This is a genomic window from Novispirillum itersonii (assembly GCF_014205675.1).
Taxonomy (GTDB): Bacteria; Pseudomonadota; Alphaproteobacteria; order Rhodospirillales; family Rhodospirillaceae; genus Novispirillum; species Novispirillum itersonii_A.
Genome location: NZ_JACIIX010000010.1, coordinates 141408 through 160663 on the forward strand (window position 1 = coordinate 141408; position 19256 = coordinate 160663).

Genomic DNA, 19256 nt, shown 5'->3' on the forward strand with positions numbered 1-19256 from the left:
GCGGTTACGGCGGGGTGTTCAGGCTGGCCCGCAGCCAGTCCAGATAGTCCGGCAGGCCGCGGCCCGGCTCCTCGGGGAAACGGGTGGCGCTGACCTCCAGCGCCGTGATGCGGTCCAGCCGGAAGTGGCGGAAGGCGGAACGGTGTTCGCACCAGGCGGCCAGCATCCAGAACGACCCGAAACAGGCCAGTTCCAGCGGCCGGACCCAGCGCCCGGTGGCCTCGCCGCTATCCTGCTGGTCCGGGCGCTGATAGGTCAGGTGGGTGCGCAGGCGTTCGCGGATCGCCCGCCGCAGCGGGGCGGCGAGAACCCCGGAGGGATCGGCCTGAAGGCTGAGGGGGGTATGCAACGATTCCCGCAGCAGATGCTCCGCCCCTGCCGGGGACAGAACCGCCCGGATCTTGTCTAAAGCCTGCCGTCCGGCAGCGGCCAGCGCCGGGTCGCCAAGGGACTGGATCGCCCGGATCCCGACGGCCACCGCCTCGATCTGCTCCAGCGTGAACGTCACCGGCGGCAGGGTTAAGGCCGGGGAGATCCGGTAGCCGACTCCGGCTTCGCCATCAATCGGCAGGCCGTTGGCCTGAAGGTGGGCGATGTCGCGGTAGATGGTGCGGACCGACAGTTCCAGCTCCGCCGCCAGAGTGGCAGCGGTCACGGCCCGGCCCCGGGCATCCTTCAGCAGGGTCAGCAGATGGAACAGGCGGTCGGCCCGGCGCATGGGGCGGTGGTCTCCCGATCATAACGGATCTCTGCTGACACACTGCTGTCAGCAGGGGGGTGTCAGGGTAACGGCTGTGGGGGGCGGATCAAGCCCCCACATCTTTCCATTCTACAGGAGCCTGCCGATGGACCCCGTGGCCCATGCCGTTGAACTGTCCACCTTCCGTGCCCGCGCCGGGGTCAGCCCGGCGGAGATTGAAACCGCCTACACCCGGATCCGTCAGGAGTATATGCCCCGGCAGCCGGGGGTGATCCGCCATGACTGGTTCTGTCGGGCCGATGGGGTCTGGGTGGATCTGTTGGTGGCGGACAGTCTGGCCGCCGCCCATCAGGCCTGCGCCGGATGGTTTGACCACCCGGCAACACAGGCGCTGATGGCCCTGATGGAGCCGGGCAGCCCGCAGATGGGATTCTGGGTTCCCGGTCCGATGCCGGAATTTCTGACCGGGGGGTGACCGGTGCCCCGTCAACCGGGGAGGCAGCGGTTTTTGCGGCGACTTTGCAAGGCTGCGCTGTCTGCCGGGGTGGAAACGGCATTTTCTGCTTCCGGGGGAGAGTAGCATGGCCGGGAACCGGGGCCGTCCGCCCCCCTCTCCCGACAGCGACAGAAGGCAAAGCCCATGCAGCCGCAGCAGAAACCCCACCGCATCGCGGTGATCCCCGGTGACGGCATCGGACAGGAAGTGATGGTCGAAGGGGTGCGCACCCTGGAGGCGGTCAGCGCCGCCGCCGGGGTGCCGTTGCAGCTCGACTGGTTCGATTTCGCCTCCTGCGACTACTACCTTGCCCATGGCCGGATGCTGCCGGAAAACTGGTTCGAGATCCTCAGCCGCTACGATGCCATTTTCTTCGGGGCGGTCGGCTGGCCGGAGAAAGTGCCGGACCATATTTCCCTGTGGGGGTCGCTGCTCCAGTTCCGGCGGTCGTTTGACCAGTATGTCAATTTGCGGCCGGTGCGGCTGATGCCGGGGGTGCCGTGCCCGCTGGCCGGGCGGACGCCGGGCGAGATTGATTTCTACGTGGTGCGGGAGAACACCGAAGGGGAATATACCGCCCTCGGCGGGCGGATGTTTGAAGGCACCGACCGCGAGGTGGTGATTCAGGAAACGGTGATGAGCCGGACCGGCGTTGACCGCATCCTGCGCTATGCCTTCGATCTGGCCCAAAGCCGCCCGAAGAAACACCTGACCGCCGCCACCAAGTCCAACGGGATCGCCATTTCCATGCCGTACTGGGATGAGCGCTGTGCCGCCATGGCGGCCCATTACCCCGATGTGCGGCACGACAAGTACCATATTGATGCCCTGACCGCGCAGTTTGTGCTGCACCCGGACCGTTTCGATGTGGTGGTGGCCTCCAACCTGTTCGGCGATATCCTGTCCGACCTTGGTCCGGCCTGCACCGGCACCATCGGCATTGCCCCGTCAGCCAACATCAATCCGACCGGGGCGCATCCGTCGCTGTTTGAGCCGGTGCATGGTTCCGCTCCCGATATTGCCGGGCAGGGCATTGCCAATCCGGTCGGGCAGATCTGGACGGCGGCGATGATGCTGGAACATCTGGGCGAACCGGCGGCGGCGGCGCGGATCATGGCGGCGATTGAACGGGTTCTGCTGTCCCCGGCCGGGCGGACCCGGGATCTGGGCGGTACGGCGGATACCGTCACCTGCGGCAAGGCGATTGTGGCGGAGCTGTAAGAAAAACACCCCCTGCCTGTGATCAGGCAGGGGGCTTTCTTCAGGGGATGGGAGGGGGGCTTCAGCCGAGGGTCTGGGCGACCAGACCATAGGTCAGCGGTGCCCCGGCCTGCTGTCCGGTGGTCCACGAACAGCCCAGTGTCATGGTGGTGACGGTATCAAACAGGGCGATGCCGCTGGTCACCACAAGGTCGGAGAACGGGGTGCCCTTCGGCTGGCGGGTGTCAATCCGCAGGAACCGGCCCTGATAGGCGTCCAGATGCGGATGCATCACGATCATGGCGTCGCGGTCATCGGCGGCCACCAGCGGGCCGACCACATGGCCACGCCCGAAGCGGCGGCACAGGCTGAAGGCGACGATGGTGCCGTTGCGTTCCAGCACCACCCCGGTGGACAGCGGAAACAGCCGCTGCATCAGAACGGTCCGCCCGGCCCGGAACGCCTGCCGGTCCAGCGCGGTCAGGGCGGCGTGGTCTTCCGGCGTGACCGGACGCAGGATTTCCCCGGCGGTCAGCTCCGGCGGCGGCGGCGGGTCCTGCACCTCGCCCTGATGCTGGTAGACCGTGGCTTCGTCGCGGAAACCGAGGGAGCGGTACAGGCGTTCCGCCGGGCGGGTGGCATTCAGGCCCAGCCGGTAGCCCTGCAAATCAGCCAGCGCATGCTGCATCAGCCATTGCGCCGCCCCGTGCATCTGAAGGCGGGGGGAGGTGATCACCATGCCGATGGTGGCGAAGCGGTCCTCCTCCGGGAACCACATCGCCGAGCCGACGATCCGCCCGATGTCATCGACGGCGGCAATGCCACGGCCGCTGTCCCGCATGAATTGCCAGTCCTCGGACCGGTGCGGCCATCTGACGCTGATCGACAGGGCGTGCAGCTGGGCCAGATCGGCCCCGGCGATGTCGATGGCGGAAAGCTGGAACGACTCAAGCTGCATGGATTCGGAAATGGCTTCGGACACGGTCATACCTCACGGTCTTTCCGGCGGAAGCGCCGGTAGGACAATTCGACCATACAGCACAGGGCCTTATGATCGACCATACGGAAGAACCCTGACGGGTCAAGGTCAGACTACCGAAAGGCGCACCGTATATTCCGCTCTCGCCCCGGCAGATGCAGCATGATCGGGCTGAAAAGTGCCCGTTTTCGGCATCTTTGGCTGCGGGGGCTGGCCCAGTGTTCTGACAGCACTGAGACATGCCGACTGCCGGGGCGCACACAATGAACGTTGTCGAGATTCTGGACCGCCTGATCGCCTTTCCGTCGGTGGTCGGCACCCCCAACCACGAAATCGCCGGATGGATCCGGGAGTATGCCGAACAGCACGGGGCGACGGTGACGGTCCTGCCGGGGCCGGAAGGCGACCGGGTCAACCTGTTCGCCACCCTCGGCCCGGCGGATGTGCCGGGCTATATCCTGTCCGGCCACATGGATGTGGTGCCCCCCAACGACCCGACCAACAGCCGGGACCTGTTCCGCATGCAGCGGGTCGGCACCCGGCTGTACGGGCGCGGGGCCAGCGACATGAAGGGCTATCTGGCGGCCATGCTGGCCTGTCTGGACTCCCTGCGCGGCAAGACCCTGAAACAGCCGCTGCATCTGGCCTTTTCCTATGACGAGGAAGCGGGCTGCCGGGGTGCCCCGCACATGATCAGCCGCCTGCCGGAGCTGTGCGCCCGGCCTTTGGGGGCGATCATCGGCGAACCCAGCGGTCTTCAGGCGATCTGCGCCCACAAGGGCAAGGCGGCGGTGCGGCTGACCGTGCGGGGCCGCACCGGCCATTCCTCCCGCCCCGATCAGGGGCTGAACGCCATCCACGCCCTGACCGAGGTGCTGGGCACGGCGGTGCAGACCGCCCGCAGCCTGACCGCCGGGCCGTTGGATCCGGTGTTTGAGCCGCCCTATTCCACCCTTCAGGTCGGCACCGTCCGGGGCGGGCAGTCGGTGAACATCATCCCCGATCTCTGCACGGCGGATCTGGAGGCCCGGGCCATTGCCGGAGTGGTGCCGCTGGAGATTCTGGAACCGATCCGCCAGCATCTGACCCGCCTGCCGGAACAGGGCTATGAGGTGGACTGGACCGTTCTCAGCAATTACCCGTCGATGTCGCTGCCGCAGGAGTCTGACCTTGCCCGGCTGATGGTGGAGCTGACCGGCCTGCCGCCGCTGGCGGCGGTCAGCTATGGCACCGAGGCCGGACTGTTTCAGGCTGCCGGGATCGACGCCATCATCTGCGGGCCGGGGGACATCGCCCATACCCACAAGCCCGATGAATTCATTGAGACCGCCGAGCTGGAGGCCTGCCAACAGATGCTGGAACGGCTGACCGCCCGGCTGGTGGCCTGAGCGGGGAACGGCGCGTCATGACCTTTCTGTTCAACTCCGACCGCACGCGCGGTCAGGTTTTCGCCGATGCCTTCGCCGCCGCCCTGCCGGAGGTGCCGTTTTCGATGGATCCGGCGACGGTGGATCCCGATGCCGTCCGCTATCTGCTGACATGGACGGTGCCGCCGGATCTGGCCCGCTACCGCAATCTGCGGGTGCTGTTCTCCATCGGGGCCGGGGTTGACCAGCTGGCGCTGGATCAGCTGCCGCCGCACCTGACCGTGGTGCGGATGGTGGAAGACGGCATCGTGCGGATGATGCAGGAATATGTGGTGATGGCGGTGCTGGCCGCCCATCGTAACCTTCCGGCTTACCGCAATCAGCAGCAGCAGGGGGTCTGGCGCAGCCTGCCGGTGCGGCAGGCGGCAGAGCGCCGGGTCGGGGTTCTGGGGCTGGGTCAGCTGGGGACCGCCGTACTGCGGCAGCTGCGGCCGTTCGGATTTCCGCTGATGGGCTGGAGCCGCTCCGGCCGGGGGCTGGACGGTGTGGACTGCTACAGCGGCGATGCCGGGTTGCCGCTGTTCCTGTCCCGCTGCGATATTCTGATCTGTCTGTTGCCGCTGACCGCTGAAACCAGGGGATTCCTCAATGCACGGCTGTTTTCGGTCCTGCCCGCCGGGGCCAGCCTGATCCATGTCGGGCGCGGGCCGCAGCTCGATCCGGCGGCCCTGCTGGACGCCCTCGACAGCGGCCATCTCGCCAGTGCCATCCTTGATGTCACCGACCCGGAGCCGCTGCCGCCGGAGCATCCGCTGTGGGCGCACCCGCAGGTGATGATCACCCCGCATATCGCCAGCGTCACCCAGCCGGTGACAGCAGCGCAGGCGGTGATTGCCAACATCCGCCGCCATCTGGCCGGCCAGCCGATGCTGGGCGAGATCGACCGCCTGCGCGGCTACTGACTGTCTTTTCCTTGTCCCGCATCCCCCTTTCTCAAAGGCTCCCGATCATGACCGATGTCGCCAAGTCCGACCTGCTGAAGACCGTTGATGTCAATCCGTCCACCACGCCGAAAGTGTCCGGCCCGCTGCCGGAACGTCTGATTGCCGGGGATCCGGAATTCACCTGCTGGCCGCTGGATGTCTGCCGGGGCGAGATGATCCACACCGGCATCTGGCAGGCCACCCCGGGCGAAACCCGCTCGATCAAGGGCGGATCGTTCGAGTTCTGCCACATCCTGTCCGGCGTGGTGGAAATCACCCCCGATGGCGGTGCTCCGGTGACCTATCGCGCCGGGGACAGCTTCATCATGAAGCCGGGCTTCACCGGGGTGTGGAAGACGGTGGAGACCGTCCGCAAGATCTACGTCACCGTGATGGAATGATCCCCTGCGGCCATCAGCATAAGGATCCGCCGTCATGACCCTGAGTTTCGATCCCGACAGCCTGACTCTGCCCCGGGCCCATTTCATCGGCGGGGCCTATGTTCCGGCGGCGGAGGGGATGACCCTGCACCGCCCGTCAGATGGGCAGGCCTTTGCCGACTGTCCGGTGGCCGATGCGGCGCTGGTTGATCAGGCGGTGCAGACCGCCCGCACCGCGCTGGCCACCAGCGGCTGGGGCAGCGTCCGCCCGCGGGAGCGGACCCGGGTGTTGCAGCGCTGGGCTGACCTGATTGAGCAGGACGGCCCGACGCTGGCGAAACTGGAGGCGGTGGCCTCCACCCGCCCGGTCGGCCACCTGATCGCCGGGGATATTGCCGTCACCGCCGAACAGATCCGCTTCTTTGCCGAATTTGCTGACAAGGAAGGTAGCGCCGTGGTGCCGACCGACGGCACCAGTTTCGGCATGATCCTGACCGAACCTTATGGGGTGGTCGGGGCGATCACACCGTGGAACTTTCCGCTGTCGATGGCGGGGTGGAAGCTGGGTCCGGCGCTGGCGGCGGGCAACGCCGTGGTGCTGAAGCCATCGGAAATGACCCCCTTCGCCACCCTGCGCATGGCGGAACTGGCGGTACAGGCCGGGGTTCCCGCCGGGTTGATTAATATTGTGCTGGGCGATGGCCCGACCACCGGCACCGCCCTGACCGGCCACCCGGACATTGCCAAGGTCAGCTTCACCGGGTCCACCGGGGCCGGGGCGGCGATTATGGCCAATATCGCCCGCACCGGCGTCAAGCCGATGACGCTGGAACTGGGGGGCAAAAGCCCGCAGGTGGTGTTTGCAGATGCGGATCTCGACCGCACCGCCGCCGCCATCGCCGGAAGCATCCTGTCCAATGCCGGGCAGGCCTGTGTTGCCGGGTCGCGGGTGATCGTGCAGGACAGCGTGGCGGAGGCCCTGACCGAACGCCTGCTGGCCCGGATGGCGGCAATTCGCCCCGGCCCGACCTGGGACGAGACCACCGACTATGCGCCGATCATCTCCGAACGGCAGATCAGCCGGATGGAAAGCATTGTCGAGGCCAGCCGGGCCGCCGGGGCAGAGTGCCTGACCGGCGGGGCGCGGCTGGACCGGCCGGGGTATTTCTACGCCCCGACCCTGCTGGCCGGGGTGACGGAACAGTCTCCGGCGGTGCGGGAGGAAATCTTCGGCCCGGTGCTGACCCTGCAAACCTTCCATGAGGAGGATGAGGCGCTGGCGCTGGCCGATCATCCGACCTACGGGCTGGCCGCCGGGCTGTTCACCCGGGATCTGTCGCGGGCGATCCGCCTGACGCAGGCCCTTCAGGCCGGGACCGTCTGGGTCAACCGCTACAGCCGGTCCCGCGATCACATCCTGCCGACCGGTGGTTACCGCCAGTCCGGGATCGGCAAGGATCTGGGGCGGGAGGCCTACCACGCCAACCGCAAGAGCAAGAGCGTGCTGATCGGCCTGTAAGACCGATCCTGTCAAAGGGTGGCCTGTCAGCCCCTGAAGCCAGTTCCCCCCTGAGGAAAGAGAGATGCGATGCTGTCTTTGAAAGACCCCGGCCTGTTCCGTCAGCAGGCCCTGATCAACGGGGTATGGTGCAACGCCGCCTCCGGCCGGGCGGTGGCGGTGACCAATCCGGCGACCGGAACCGATCTCGGCACCGTGCCGGATCTCGGTCCCGGGGAAACCCGGGTGGCGATTGATGCCGCCAACGCCGCCTTCACCGGCTGGCGGAAGCGCACCCATGCCGACCGGGCGGCCCTGCTGGAAGCCTGGCACGACCTGATGCTGGAGAATCTGGAGGATCTGGCCCTGATCCTGACGCTGGAACAGGGCAAACCGCTGGCCGAGGCGCGGGGGGAAATCCGTTACGGGGCCTCCTTCGTCAAATGGTTCGCTGAGGAAGCGCGGCGGATCGGCGGCGGCACCGTTCCGTCCCCGACGCCGGACCGGCGGATCGTGCTGCTGAAGGAACCGGTCGGGGTGTGCGGCATCATCACCCCGTGGAACTTCCCCAATGCGATGATCACCCGCAAGGTGGCCCCGGCGCTGGCGGCGGGCTGCACCGTGGTGATCAAGCCATCGGACTTCACCCCCTATTCGGCGTTGGCGCTGGGTGTGCTGGCGGAACGGGCCGGGATTCCCGCCGGGGTGATCAACATCGTCACCGGCCTGCCGACCGATATCGGGGCGGAACTGATGGCCAACCTGACGGTGCGCAAGCTGTCGTTCACCGGGTCCACCCGGGTCGGGGCGCTGCTGATGCGCGGCGCGGCTGACAGTATCAAGCGCCTGAGTCTGGAACTGGGCGGCAATGCGCCGTTCATCGTCTTTGATGATGCGGATCTCGACAGCGCGGTGGAAGGGGCCCTGATCTCCAAGTTCCGCAACGGCGGGCAGACCTGCGTCTGTGCCAACCGCATTCTGGTGCAGGCCGGGGTTTACGATGCCTTTGCCGTCAGGCTGGCGGCCCGGGTTTCGGCCCTGCGGGTCGGCCCCGGCACGGCGGACGGGGTTGATATCGGCCCGATGATCAATCCGGCGGCGCTGGACAAGATCAACCGTCATGTGGCGGACGCGCTGGATAAGGGGGCAACCGTGCTGTCGTCCTGCGTCGCCGGTCCGGCGGGCGGCCAGTATGCCACCCCGGTGGTGCTGGGCGGGGCAACGGCGGAGATGCTGCTGGCCAGCGAGGAAACCTTTGGCCCGGTGGCCCCGCTGTTCCGCTTCGAGACGGAAGAGGAGGCGATTGCGCTCGCTAACGGCACCCCGTTCGGTCTGGCCGCCTATTTTTACACCGAAAGCCTGAAGCGGGCGTGGCGGGTCGGCGAGGCGCTGGAAGCCGGGATGATCGGCCTCAACACCGGGGCGATTTCCACCGAGGTGGCCCCCTTCGGCGGCATCAAGCAGTCCGGTCTGGGCCGGGAAGGGGCGCAGTGCGGGATTGAGGAATATCTGGAACTGAAGACGTTCCACATCGGCGGTCTGGGATAACCGGTCTCCGGGGTGTTTCAGCCCGCGACAACAACGGCCCCGGAGGGGGGGACCTCTCCGGGGCCGTCTGTTTTTGTTGTGGACTCTGGGGGTTACTGGATTTTATCGAGGACCTTGTAATAGAGGCCGACCAGCGGCAGGAACCACGGCTTGCCGAAGTGCCCGGGCACGGCGGGCCAGTCCAGCCCGTCCAGCGGGTTGGCCGGGGCCTTGCCCAGCAGGGTATCGGCCATGGTGATGCCAAGCTGGGTGGATAGCTGCGCCCCATGGCCGGAATAGCCCATGGCGTACCACACCCCGTCGGCATACCCGGCGCGGGGATAGCGGTCCTTGGTCATATCGACCAGTCCGCCCCAGCAGTAAGACGTTTCCACCCCGGCCAGCTGCGGGAAGATCTGCGTCATCGCCTGCCGCAGGATCGCCCCGCTGCGGGCATCCGACCGCTGGTCGGAGGTGGCGGAGAACCGGGCCCGGCCCCCGAAGATCAGCCGGTTGTCCGGCGACAGGCGGAAGTAGTTGCCGATGTTCATCGAGGTGACGCAGGTGCGGTTGCCCGGCATCACGCTGGCAACTTCCAGCGCTGTCAGCGGGCGGGTGGCAATCAGAAAACTGCCGACCGAGATGATGCGGCGGCGGAAATAGGCAAACGGCCCGCTGGTATAGGCCCCGGTGGCGGCCAGCACCTGCGCCGCCCGCACGCTGCCGCGCGGGGTGGTCAGGGTGTGTTTTCCGCCGTTGACGCTGCGGCCGGTGACCGGGGCGTTCTCGTAGACCACCGCGCCATGGCGGGCGGCGGCGCTGGCGAGGCCGACGGCGTAGCGGCCCATGTGCATCATCGCGCTTTTCTTTGACAGCATCGCCCCGTGGAAGGGGGAACCGACCTCCTGTTCCAGATCCTTGGCGGACAGTAGGGCGGTGTCGGGATCGACCTCGGCGTGGATCGCCTCGAAATTGCGGGCGATGGCGTCAAAATGCTGCGGCTTGGAGGCCAGTTTCAGTTTTCCGGCGCGGCGGAAATCACAGGCGATGCCTTCCTCGGCGATCAGGGCTTCGATGGTGTCGATGGAGTCATCGAGCATGCGGTACAGGGCCTTGGCCCGCTCCGCCCCCAGATGCGCCTTGGCGGCGATGAAGCTGTGGGCGAGGCCGTTGTTCAGGTGGCCGCCGTTGCGGCCGGAGGCCCCGCTGCCGACCGCTCCGGCCTCCAGCACCACCACGCGGGTGCCGTTTTTTGCCAGCGTACGGGCGGCGGCCAGCCCGGTGAAGCCGCCGCCGATGACGGCGACATCATAGTCCCCGTCCACCGGTCCGGCGGTTGCCCCCGTGAAGGCCGGGGTGCTGTCATGCCAGTAAGACTCAAACTTCATTGCCGGACCTCGCCCGCTGCGCCAGAAAGCCGGACAGGCCACCACCGCCGGGACAACCGGCCCCGGCGGTGGCGGACATGCCCTGTTAAGACTGAAGGGATCCGGCCTTACAGCCCGACCACCCCGGCCAGTCCGGAAATGTCGGCAATTTCGGTATAGCCATAGTACGGATTCGCCGGTTCATGGCGGCGGTTGACCCACACCTTGTTCTTGATGCCCAGATCATGGGCTGACATCAGGTCGTAGCGGAACGACGAGGACACATGCAGAATGTCGTCCGGGGTGCAGTTGAGCATGTCGAACATGTATTCAAAGGCCTTGAAGCGCGGCTTGTAGGCCTGAGCCTGTTCGGCAGTGTAAACGGCGTGGAAAGGGGCACCCAGCTTTTCGACGTTGGACATGATCTGGCTGTTCATGGCGTTGGACAGGATCACCAGCGGGATTTCCTTCGCCACTTTCGCCAGACCGGCGGGCACATCGGCGTGCGGGCCCCAGGTCGGGACGCGGTTGTAGATCATGGCGGCGTCTTCCGGGCGGAAGGTCAGGCCGTTGCGCTTGCAGGTCCGTTCCACCGCGTTGTGGACCACCTCGGCATAGGGCTTCCAGTCGCCCATGATCTCATCCAGCCGGTAGGCGGAGAAATTGCGGATCACCTCCTGCATGCGGGCTTCATCCAGCTGGGCGGCATAAAGGTCGCGGGCGGCCTCGGCCATCTGGAAATTGATCAGAGTGCCGTAGCAGTCGAAGGTGATGTACTTCGGGCGGAAGGTGGTCATGGCAGACAGTCCTTAAAATCGGGGAGGGGGGCGGCCATCACGGGGCCGGGGGTGGATCTGTCTTCGATGATAGGAAAGCGGCGCAGCATCTTATGCTGTTCTGCGGGCTGCGGTGGCATGGCCGTGCCGTTGCTCTGTCAAGGTCGGGACGATCTTCTTCCGGGGACGCGGTACAACTGGGGTCAGTCGTTAAGAGGATCCCTGTCCATGGAAGCACGCACACCGCACTATGATCTTGTGACCTTTCAGCCGGAGCATCTGGACGGGGCGCTGGCCCTGTCGCGGCAGGCGGCGTGGCCGCACCGTCTGGAAGACTGGCAGATGGCGCTGGACCTCAGCTCCGGGGTGGTGGCGGTTGACGGCGGCGGGCGGATTGTCGGCACCGTGCTGACCACCTGCTATGCCGATGACTGCGCCACCATCAATATGGTGATCGTCGATGAATCCACCCGCGGGCAGGGGCTGGGCCGCCGCCTGATGGATGCCGCCTTCGCCCTTGCCGCCGCCCGTCCGCTGCGGCTGATCGCCACCCGGGATGGTCTGCCGCTGTATGAAAAGCTCGGCTTCCTCCGCACCGGCGGCATGGTGATGCAGCATCAGGGCATTCCTGAGGTTCTGCCGCCGGTGCCGCCGGGGGTTGCCTTCGAGGACGATGTGGATCTGGCGGTGCTGACGGCGCTGGATACGGCGGCCTTCGGCGGCGACCGCTCCGGCCTGATGGCCCGCCTGAAGGCGGTCGGCCGCTTTGCCGTGCTGCGCCGCGACGGTGCGGTGGTTGGCTTTACCGCCCTGCGCGCCTTTGGCCGGGGCGAGGTGATCGGCCCGGTGGTGGCGGCCACGGCGGAGGATGCCAAAGCCCTGATCGCCGTCTGCCTTGCCGCCCGCCCCGGGGCGTTCCTGCGGATTGACACCACCGAGGATACCGGCCTGTCGCCGTGGCTGTCCGGGCTGGGGCTGGCCCATGTCGGTGGTGGGGTAGTGATGCGGCGGGGGGACCCGCTGGCCCCGATCGGCACTGCCACCGCCCGTACTTTCGCCCTCGCCAATCAGGCGCTGGGCTGATCTGGAGTGTTTGCCGTGAATACCTCGCTGATTGATCTCGACCGCGCCCATCTGGTGCATCCGGTCGCTTCCTACCGTGGCCATGAGCAGCAGGGCGTGCGGGTTCTGGTCTCCGGGTCCGGGGCCACCGTCACCGATTCCACCGGGCACCAGCTGGTTGATGGCTTTGCCGGTCTGTGGTGCGTCAACGCCGGATACGGGCATGACAGCATCGTTGAGGCGGCAACCCGGCAGCTGCGCACGCTGCCCTATGCCACCGGCTACTTCGGGCTGGGGTCGGAACCGGCGATCCGCTTTGCCGCCGAACTGGCCGAGCGGGCCCCCGGTGACCTCAACCACGTCTATTTCTGCCTCGGCGGGTCCGACGCGGTGGACAGCACCATCCGGTTTATCCGCTATTACTGGAACGTGCGCGGCCAGCCGCAGAAGGACCAGTTCATCTCGGTGGAGCAGGGCTATCACGGGGCCTCCACCATGGGGGCGGGGCTGACCGCGCTGCCCGCCTTCCATGCCGGGTTCAGCGTGCCGTTCGCGTGGCAGCATAAAATTCCGTCCCACTATGTTTACCGTAATCCGGTCGGCACCGATCCGCAGGCGATCATTGCCGCCTCGGTGGCGGATCTGCGCCGCAAGGTGGCTGAGCTGGGCGGGCCGGAACGGGTGGCCGCCTTCTATGCCGAGCCGATTCAGGGCTCCGGCGGGGTGCTGGTGCCCCCCGATGGCTGGATGAAGGCGATGCGGGCGGTCTGCCGTGAGCTGGATATTCTGTTCGTCGCTGACGAGGTGATCACCGGTTTCGGCCGCACCGGTCCGCTGTTTGCGTGCAGCGAGGACGATGTGGTGCCGGACTTCCTGACCGTCGCCAAGGGCCTGACCTCGGGCTATGTGCCGATGGGGGCGGTGTTCATGAGTGACCATGTCTACCAGACCCTTGCCGATGGGGCCGGGGCCAGTGTGGTCGGGCACGGCCATACCTATTCCGCTCATCCGGTGTCGGCGGCGGTCGGGCTGGAAGTGCTGCGCCTGTATGAAAACGGCCTGCTCGACAATGGCCGCAAGGCCGGGGCGCGGCTGATGGAGGGCTTGATGTCGCTGAAGGATCATCCGCTGGTCGGCGATGTGCGCGGCCGGGGGATGCTGGCGGCGGTGGAACTGGTGGTGGACAAGCAGAAAAAGACCCGTCTGCCCGCCGCTGCCCAGCCTGCCCGCCGCATTTTCGACCGTGCGTGGAACAACGGTCTGGTGATCCGCGCCTTTGCCGATGGTGTGCTGGGCTATGCCCCGCCGCTGTGCTGCACAGACAGTGATATTGATGCGATACTTCAACGTACTAAGCTGACCCTTGATCAGACTCTGGCCGACCCGGACGTCCGGGCGGCGCTGGCCTGAGTCCCCTGAAACCGGGGGGCGGTGGCCTTTCTGCCCCCCGCAGACCGCCGGGAAAATACTGTCCGGGGGGACCGGTGCGGTATTTTCTGCTGTCAGGCCCCTGTAATTCGGCACCTCCGGTGCCGCGAAATGGCGACACTGAAAAGGCATAAAAAGCGGTCCTCCCCGAAGAAACGGGCGCAACCAACCGGACCGCAGGCAGATCAGGAAGGCAAAAGTCCACCACGCGCGAACCGGCGGCAGTCCTGCCCCGCAGGGATGGCCCTTCGCCGGAGTGATGACGTTTCACGTTCTACTCATGGGGAACTCCGATGACCGAGTCTAAGATTATCAACTGGACCAATGCCGATGACGGTATGGTTGAACAGGCCATCCGCCGTGGTGCCAGCCGCCGTGATCTGCTGAAGATGCTGATGGCGGGCGGTGTCGCCGCCTCGGTCGGCGGAACCATCATCGGCCGCAGCATGTCGGCCGTGGCCGCTACGCCGGTCTCCGGCGGGCACCTGAAGGCGGTGGCCTATTCCTCCTCCAACGCCGATACGCTGGACCCGGCCAAGGCCTCACTGTCCACCGACTATGTGCGCTGCTGCTCCCTCTACAACCGCCTGACCTTCCTCGACCGCACCGGCTTCCCGCAGAACGAGCTGGCCGAGGCGGTGGAAACCAAGGATGCGCTGAGCTGGACCATCACCCTGCGTAAGGGCGTGCAGTTCCATGATGGCAAGCTGCTGACGGCGGACGACGTCGTTTATTCCCTGAAGCGGCATCTGGATCCGGCGGTCGGCTCCAAGGTGGCGAAGATCGCCGCCCAGATGACCGACATCAAGGCAACCGCCCCCCTGACCGTGCAGATCACGCTGGCCAGCGCCAACGCCGACCTGCCGACCATTCTGGCGATGCACCACTTCATGATCGTGCAGGACGGCACCACCGACTTCTCCAAGGGGATCGGCACCGGGGCCTTCAAGCTGGAACTGTTTGAGCCCGGCGTGCGGTCGCTGATGAAGCGGAACACCAACTATTTCAAGGGCAAGGGCGCCAACGTCGAAACCTTCGAGTTCTTCGCCATCGCCGACGAGAACGCCCGTGTCAACGCGCTGCTGTCGGGCGACGTGCACCTGATCACCATCAATCCGCGCTCCATCCGTCTGGTGGAAAGCCGTCAGGATGTGGTGGTCAAGAAAACCATGTCCGGGGCCTATACCAACCTCAACGTGCGGCTGGATATGGCCCCCGGCGACAAAAAGGACTTTGTTGACGGCCTGAAGCACCTGATCAACCGCGAGCAGATCCTGAAGGCGGCGCTGCGCGGGGTTGGCTCCATCGCCAATGACCAGCCGGTGTCCCCGGTCAATATTTTCTGCAACAAGGATCTTCAGCCGAAGGCCTTTGATCCGGAGAAGGCCAAGTTCCTGTTCCAGAAGGCCGGAATGCTGGGCCAGACGCTGCCGATCGTGGCGTCGGACGCGGCGGATGCCTCCATCGACATGGCGATGATCCTGCAACAGACCGCTTCTGAGATCGGTATGAAGTTTGACGTGCAGCGGGTGCCGTCGGACGGGTACTGGAGCAATTACTGGCTGAAAGCGCCGATGCACTTCGGCAACATCAATCCGCGCCCGACGGCTGACCTGCTGTTTTCGCTGTTCTATGCCTCCGAAGCGGCGTGGAATGAAAGCCGCTTCAAGTCGGAACGGTTCGATAAGCTGCTGGTCGAGGCCCGGGCCGAACTGGACACCATCCGCCGCAAGGAAATGTACGGCGAAATGCAGACGATGGTCGCCGAAAATGCCGGAACCATCATTCCGGCCTATATGGCCAACGTCGCCGCCCATTCCAAGAAGCTGCAGGGGCTGGAACCCAACCCGCTGGGCGGCCTGATGGGCTATGCTTTTGCCGAGTACGTCTGGCTGGACGCCTGATCCTGTTGAAGAGGCCGGGGGAGGGTGACATCCCCCGGCGTTCCCTCCGCCGGACGGCTCCGGAGGGGGCACTGTTTCGGGTGTGGAGAGGTAAGGCGTGAAAAAGCAGGTTCTTTCCCTTATCGGCGGGCGTCTTGCCATCGCCCTGATCACGTTGCTGATCGTGTCATCGGCGGTGTTCTTCGCCACCGCCCTTCTGCCGGGCGATACGGCGGCGATCCTGCTGGGGCAGGCGGCGACGCCGGAGGCGGTGGCCGGGCTGCGCAAGGCCATGCATCTGGATGATCCGGCGCTGCTGCGCTACGGGCGCTGGCTGATCGGGCTGTTCACCGGCGATTTCGGGGCTTCCTACGCCAATGGCCGCCCGATCCTTGACCTGATCGGCGGGCGCTTCATCAACACCCTGAAGCTGGCGGGGGTGACTACGCTGTTCGCGGTGCCGCTGGCGCTGTTTCTGGGCATCACCTCGGCGATGCTGCGCGGCACCCTGTATGACCGGGTGGTGACGCTGTGCACCATCGGCCTGATCTCGATCCCGGAATTCATGGTGGCCACCACGGCGGTGCTGGTGTTTTCTGTTACCCTCGGCTGGCTGCCGGCTCTGGCCTATGCCAACGATGTGAAATCCTTCGGCGAGCTGCTGCGGGTGTTTGCCATGCCGGTGATCACCCTGACCTTTGTGGTTTCCGCCCAGATGATCCGCATGACCCGGGCGGCGGTGGTGGAAACCCTGAACACCCCCTATGCCGAAATGGCCCTGCTGAAGGGGGCATCCCGGCCGCGTATCGTGCTGCGCCATGCCCTGCCCAATGCGCTGGGGCCGATTGCCAACGCCATGGCGCTGTCGCTGTCCTATCTGCTGGGCGGGGTGATCATTGTCGAGACCATCTTCAATTACCCCGGTGTCGCCAAGCTGATGGTTGATGCGGTGGCCACCCGGGATCTGCCGCTGATCCAGACCTGCGCCATGATCTTCTGCCTCGGCTTCCTGATCCTGACCACGCTGGCCGATATCGTTGCCATTCTTGCCAATCCGAGGCTGCGATGACCCACTCTGTTCCTGAGTCCGTTCCGCGCCCGGCAGCCGCCCCGCGCCGGAAACCCGGCTACCGCTTCAACCTTGTCGGCATCATCGGCCTGTCGGTCCTGCTGTTCTGGGCGGTCATCGCCGTCATCGCCCCGTGGGTGATCCCCTATCCGGTGGGGGAAATCGTTGACTATGATGCCCTTGGCCCGATGACCGCCAAATTCTGGCTGGGCACCGACTATCTGGGGCGCGATATCCTGTCGCGGGTGCTGATGGGGGCCCGGTATACGGTGGGGATCTCGCTGGCGTCGGTGACGCTGGCCTGCTCGCTGGGGGTGACGCTGGGGATGATCGCCGCCGTCTCCGGTGGCTGGCTGGATACTCTGCTCAGCCGGTTCCTTGATGCGATGAACTCCATTCCCAGCAAGCTGTTCGGGCTGGTGGTGGTGGCAGCCGTCGGGTCGTCGCTGCCGGTGCTGGTGCTGACCATGGCGGTGATCTATGTCCCGGGGTCCTTCCGGTTTGCCCGGGCGCTGGCGGTGAACATCAACACCATGGACTTTGTCACCGCCGCCCGCATCCGGGGCGAACGGACCCCGTATCTGATCCTGTCGGAGATCCTGCCGAATATCCTTGGCCCGGTGCTGGCTGATCTCGGGCTGCGGTTCGTGTTCACCGTGCTGCTGCTGTCCGGGCTGTCGTTCCTGGGCCTTGGGGTGCAGCCGCCCTATGCCGACTGGGGGGCGATGGTGCGGGAAAACATCGGCGGGCTGGCCTTCGGGGCTCCGGCGGTGATCTTCCCCTGTGTGGCGATTGCCACCCTGACCATCAGCGTCAATCTGCTGATTGACAACCTGCCGCAGAAGATCCGTGACCGGAGTGACGCATGAGCCAGCTGGTAGAAATCCGTGACCTGAAGGTTTCGGCGAAAACCGATGCCGGGCGGACGGTGGAGATCATCAAAGGGGTGTCCTTCGATATTGCCCCCGGCGAGATCGTCGCCCTGATCGGGGAAAGCGGATCGGGCAAGACCACCATCGCCCTGACCCTGATGGGCCACTGCCGCCCCGGCTGCCGCATCAGCGGCGGCAGTGTCCGGGTTGACGGGCAGGATATGGTGACCCTGACCGAGCGGGAGCGCGCCGAGGTGCGCGGCACCAAGGTGGCCTATGTGCCGCAGAGTGCCGCCGCCGCCTTCAACCCGTCGGCCACCATCATGGATCAGGTGATCGAGGTCACCCGGATCCACGGGCTGATGCCGCCGGAACAGGCGCGCACGCTGGCGGTGGAGCTGTTCCGTGCCCTGTCGCTGCCCAATCCCGACAGCATCGGCGAGCGCTATCCGCATCAGGTCTCGGGCGGGCAGTTGCAGCGGCTGTCGGCGGCGATGGCGCTGATCGGATCACCGAAGGTGGTGATCTTTGACGAACCGACGACGGCGCTGGATGTCACCACCCAGATTGAGGTGCTGCGGGCCTTCAAGGCGGTGATGCGCAAGGGCGGCATCGCCGGGGTCTATGTGTCGCACGATCTGGCGGTGGTGGCGCAGATTGCCGACCGTATTGTTGTGCTGCGCGGCGGCGAGGTGCAGGAAAGCGGCAGCACCGACCAGATCCTGCACCGGGCCGGGCATCCTTATACCCGCCAGCTTCTGGCGGCGTTTGAGCCGGTGCCCCGCTCCCCCGAGGAAGCGGCCAGGGTCACCGACCTGCGCCCGCTGCTGGAGGTGGATAAACTGGTGGCCGGGTACGGGCCGATTCAGGCTGACGGCCTGCCGCTGGTGCGGGCGCTGAAGTCGGTCAGCCTGTCGGTGCAGCGCGGGCGCAATCTGGGCATCATCGGGGAATCCGGCTGCGGCAAGTCAACGCTGGCCCGCGCCATCGCCGGGATTCTGCCACGCCGGGGCGGCAACATCATCTTCGACGGGCGGGAACTGTCCCCCGATGCCCGCCAGCGCAGCCGTGAGGAACTGCGGACCCTACAGATCGTCTTTCAGTCTGCGGACACTGCCCTCAATCCGGCCAAGTCGGTGGAAGACCTGCTGGGGCGGCCGCTGACCTTTTATCACGGCCTGAAGGGCAAGGCCCGGGACCAGCGGGTTGATCAGCTGCTGGATATGGTGCATCTGCCGAAAACGGTCCGCCACCGCCGGGCCACCGAGCTGTCCGGCGGCCAGAAGCAGCGCGTCAACTTCGCCCGGGCGCTGGCGGCGGACCCCAAGCTGATCCTGTGCGATGAAATCACCTCAGCCCTTGATACGGTGGTGGCGGCAGCGATCATCGAGCTGCTGAAGGAGCTTCAGCGCGAACTGGGTCTGTCCTATCTGTTCATCAGCCACGACCTGTCGGTGGTGGAAGCGATCTGTGACGAGATTCTGGTGATGTATGCCGGGGAAAAGATTGAACAGCTGACCCCGGCGACGGTCGGCAGCCCGGACAATCACCCCTATTCGCGCCTGCTGTTTTCCTCGACCCCGAAGCTGGACCCGACGTGGCTGGATTCGCTGGAACAGGATCCGGAACTGGTGCGGGCCTACTGCCGCCGCTGAGGAGCCTGATAACA

Annotated in this window: 17 protein-coding genes; 13 read left to right on the plus strand and 4 right to left on the minus strand. The window is 66.0% G+C overall.

What is annotated here, in order from left to right; genetic code table 11:
- Positions 1–4: 4 nt before the first annotated feature.
- The gene (locus FHS48_RS13645; RefSeq protein WP_184264124.1) at positions 5–718 is read right to left on the minus strand and encodes a helix-turn-helix transcriptional regulator; all 714 of its coding nucleotides are present in this window, start codon (positions 716–718) and stop codon (positions 5–7) included.
- A 127-nt stretch (positions 719–845) separates the two neighbouring features.
- On the opposite strand from FHS48_RS13645, the gene FHS48_RS13650 reads away from it, so the two are divergent.
- On the plus strand, positions 846–1175 hold the full coding sequence (locus tag FHS48_RS13650) for a hypothetical protein (protein WP_184264125.1): 330 nt from the start codon (positions 846–848) through the stop codon (positions 1173–1175).
- Positions 1176–1340: 165 nt separating this feature from the next.
- Positions 1341–2417 carry a tartrate dehydrogenase gene (locus FHS48_RS13655; protein ID WP_184264126.1) on the plus strand — a complete coding sequence of 359 codons (1077 nt, stop codon included), beginning with the start codon at positions 1341–1343 and terminating at the stop codon, positions 2415–2417.
- A gap of 61 nt (positions 2418–2478) precedes the next feature.
- Here FHS48_RS13655 and FHS48_RS13660 read toward each other — a convergent pair whose 3' ends face one another.
- A complete protein-coding gene (locus tag FHS48_RS13660; protein WP_184264127.1) occupies positions 2479–3384 on the minus strand; it encodes a GNAT family N-acetyltransferase in 906 nt (301 codons plus the stop codon).
- Positions 3385–3638: 254 nt separating this feature from the next.
- Here FHS48_RS13660 and argE point away from each other — a divergent pair, with 254 nt between their 5' ends.
- The 5 genes from argE (at position 3639) to FHS48_RS13685 (ending at position 9151) form a co-directional block, all read left to right on the plus strand.
- Entirely contained in the window at positions 3639–4763 is a 1125-nt protein-coding gene (gene argE, locus FHS48_RS13665; RefSeq protein ID WP_184264128.1) for an acetylornithine deacetylase, read from the plus strand.
- Positions 4764–4780: 17 nt separating this feature from the next.
- Positions 4781–5704, plus strand: coding sequence for a 2-hydroxyacid dehydrogenase (locus FHS48_RS13670; protein WP_184264129.1), 924 nt, complete (start codon positions 4781–4783; stop codon positions 5702–5704).
- A 47-nt stretch (positions 5705–5751) separates the two neighbouring features.
- Entirely contained in the window at positions 5752–6126 is a 375-nt protein-coding gene (locus FHS48_RS13675) for a cupin domain-containing protein (protein WP_184264130.1), read from the plus strand.
- A gap of 34 nt (positions 6127–6160) precedes the next feature.
- The gene (locus FHS48_RS13680; protein WP_184264131.1) at positions 6161–7624 is read left to right on the plus strand and encodes an aldehyde dehydrogenase family protein; all 1464 of its coding nucleotides are present in this window, start codon (positions 6161–6163) and stop codon (positions 7622–7624) included.
- A 69-nt stretch (positions 7625–7693) separates the two neighbouring features.
- Entirely contained in the window at positions 7694–9151 is a 1458-nt protein-coding gene (locus FHS48_RS13685; protein WP_184264132.1) for an NAD-dependent succinate-semialdehyde dehydrogenase, read from the plus strand.
- 92 nt (positions 9152–9243) lie between these two features.
- Here FHS48_RS13685 and FHS48_RS13690 read toward each other — a convergent pair whose 3' ends face one another.
- Together FHS48_RS13690 and FHS48_RS13695 are read right to left on the minus strand one after the other, a co-directional pair.
- Entirely contained in the window at positions 9244–10518 is a 1275-nt protein-coding gene (locus tag FHS48_RS13690; protein WP_184264133.1) for an NAD(P)/FAD-dependent oxidoreductase, read from the minus strand.
- 107 nt (positions 10519–10625) lie between these two features.
- Positions 10626–11294, minus strand: a complete 669-nt coding sequence (locus FHS48_RS13695) for a haloacid dehalogenase type II (protein ID WP_184264134.1) — start codon at positions 11292–11294, stop codon at positions 10626–10628.
- 207 nt (positions 11295–11501) lie between these two features.
- Here FHS48_RS13695 and FHS48_RS13700 point away from each other — a divergent pair, with 207 nt between their 5' ends.
- From FHS48_RS13700 to FHS48_RS13725, 6 genes are all read left to right on the plus strand, one after another.
- Positions 11502–12356: a GNAT family N-acetyltransferase gene (locus tag FHS48_RS13700; protein WP_184264135.1), complete on the plus strand. Its 855-nt coding sequence runs from the start codon at positions 11502–11504 to the stop codon at positions 12354–12356.
- 15 nt (positions 12357–12371) lie between these two features.
- A complete protein-coding gene (locus FHS48_RS13705) occupies positions 12372–13745 on the plus strand; it encodes an aspartate aminotransferase family protein (RefSeq protein ID WP_184264136.1) in 1374 nt (457 codons plus the stop codon).
- Between the two features lie 311 nt (positions 13746–14056).
- A complete protein-coding gene (locus FHS48_RS13710; protein ID WP_184264137.1) occupies positions 14057–15667 on the plus strand; it encodes an ABC transporter substrate-binding protein in 1611 nt (536 codons plus the stop codon).
- A 97-nt stretch (positions 15668–15764) separates the two neighbouring features.
- A complete protein-coding gene (locus tag FHS48_RS20480; protein ID WP_184264138.1) occupies positions 15765–16715 on the plus strand; it encodes an ABC transporter permease in 951 nt (316 codons plus the stop codon).
- Positions 16712–17584, plus strand: coding sequence for an ABC transporter permease (locus FHS48_RS13720; protein ID WP_184264139.1), 873 nt, complete (start codon positions 16712–16714; stop codon positions 17582–17584). Before FHS48_RS20480 ends, FHS48_RS13720 begins: the two co-directional genes overlap by 4 nt.
- Positions 17581–19242: an ABC transporter ATP-binding protein gene (locus FHS48_RS13725; RefSeq protein WP_184264140.1), complete on the plus strand. Its 1662-nt coding sequence runs from the start codon at positions 17581–17583 to the stop codon at positions 19240–19242. Before FHS48_RS13720 ends, FHS48_RS13725 begins: the two co-directional genes overlap by 4 nt.
- The last annotated feature ends 14 nt before the right edge of the window (positions 19243–19256 follow it).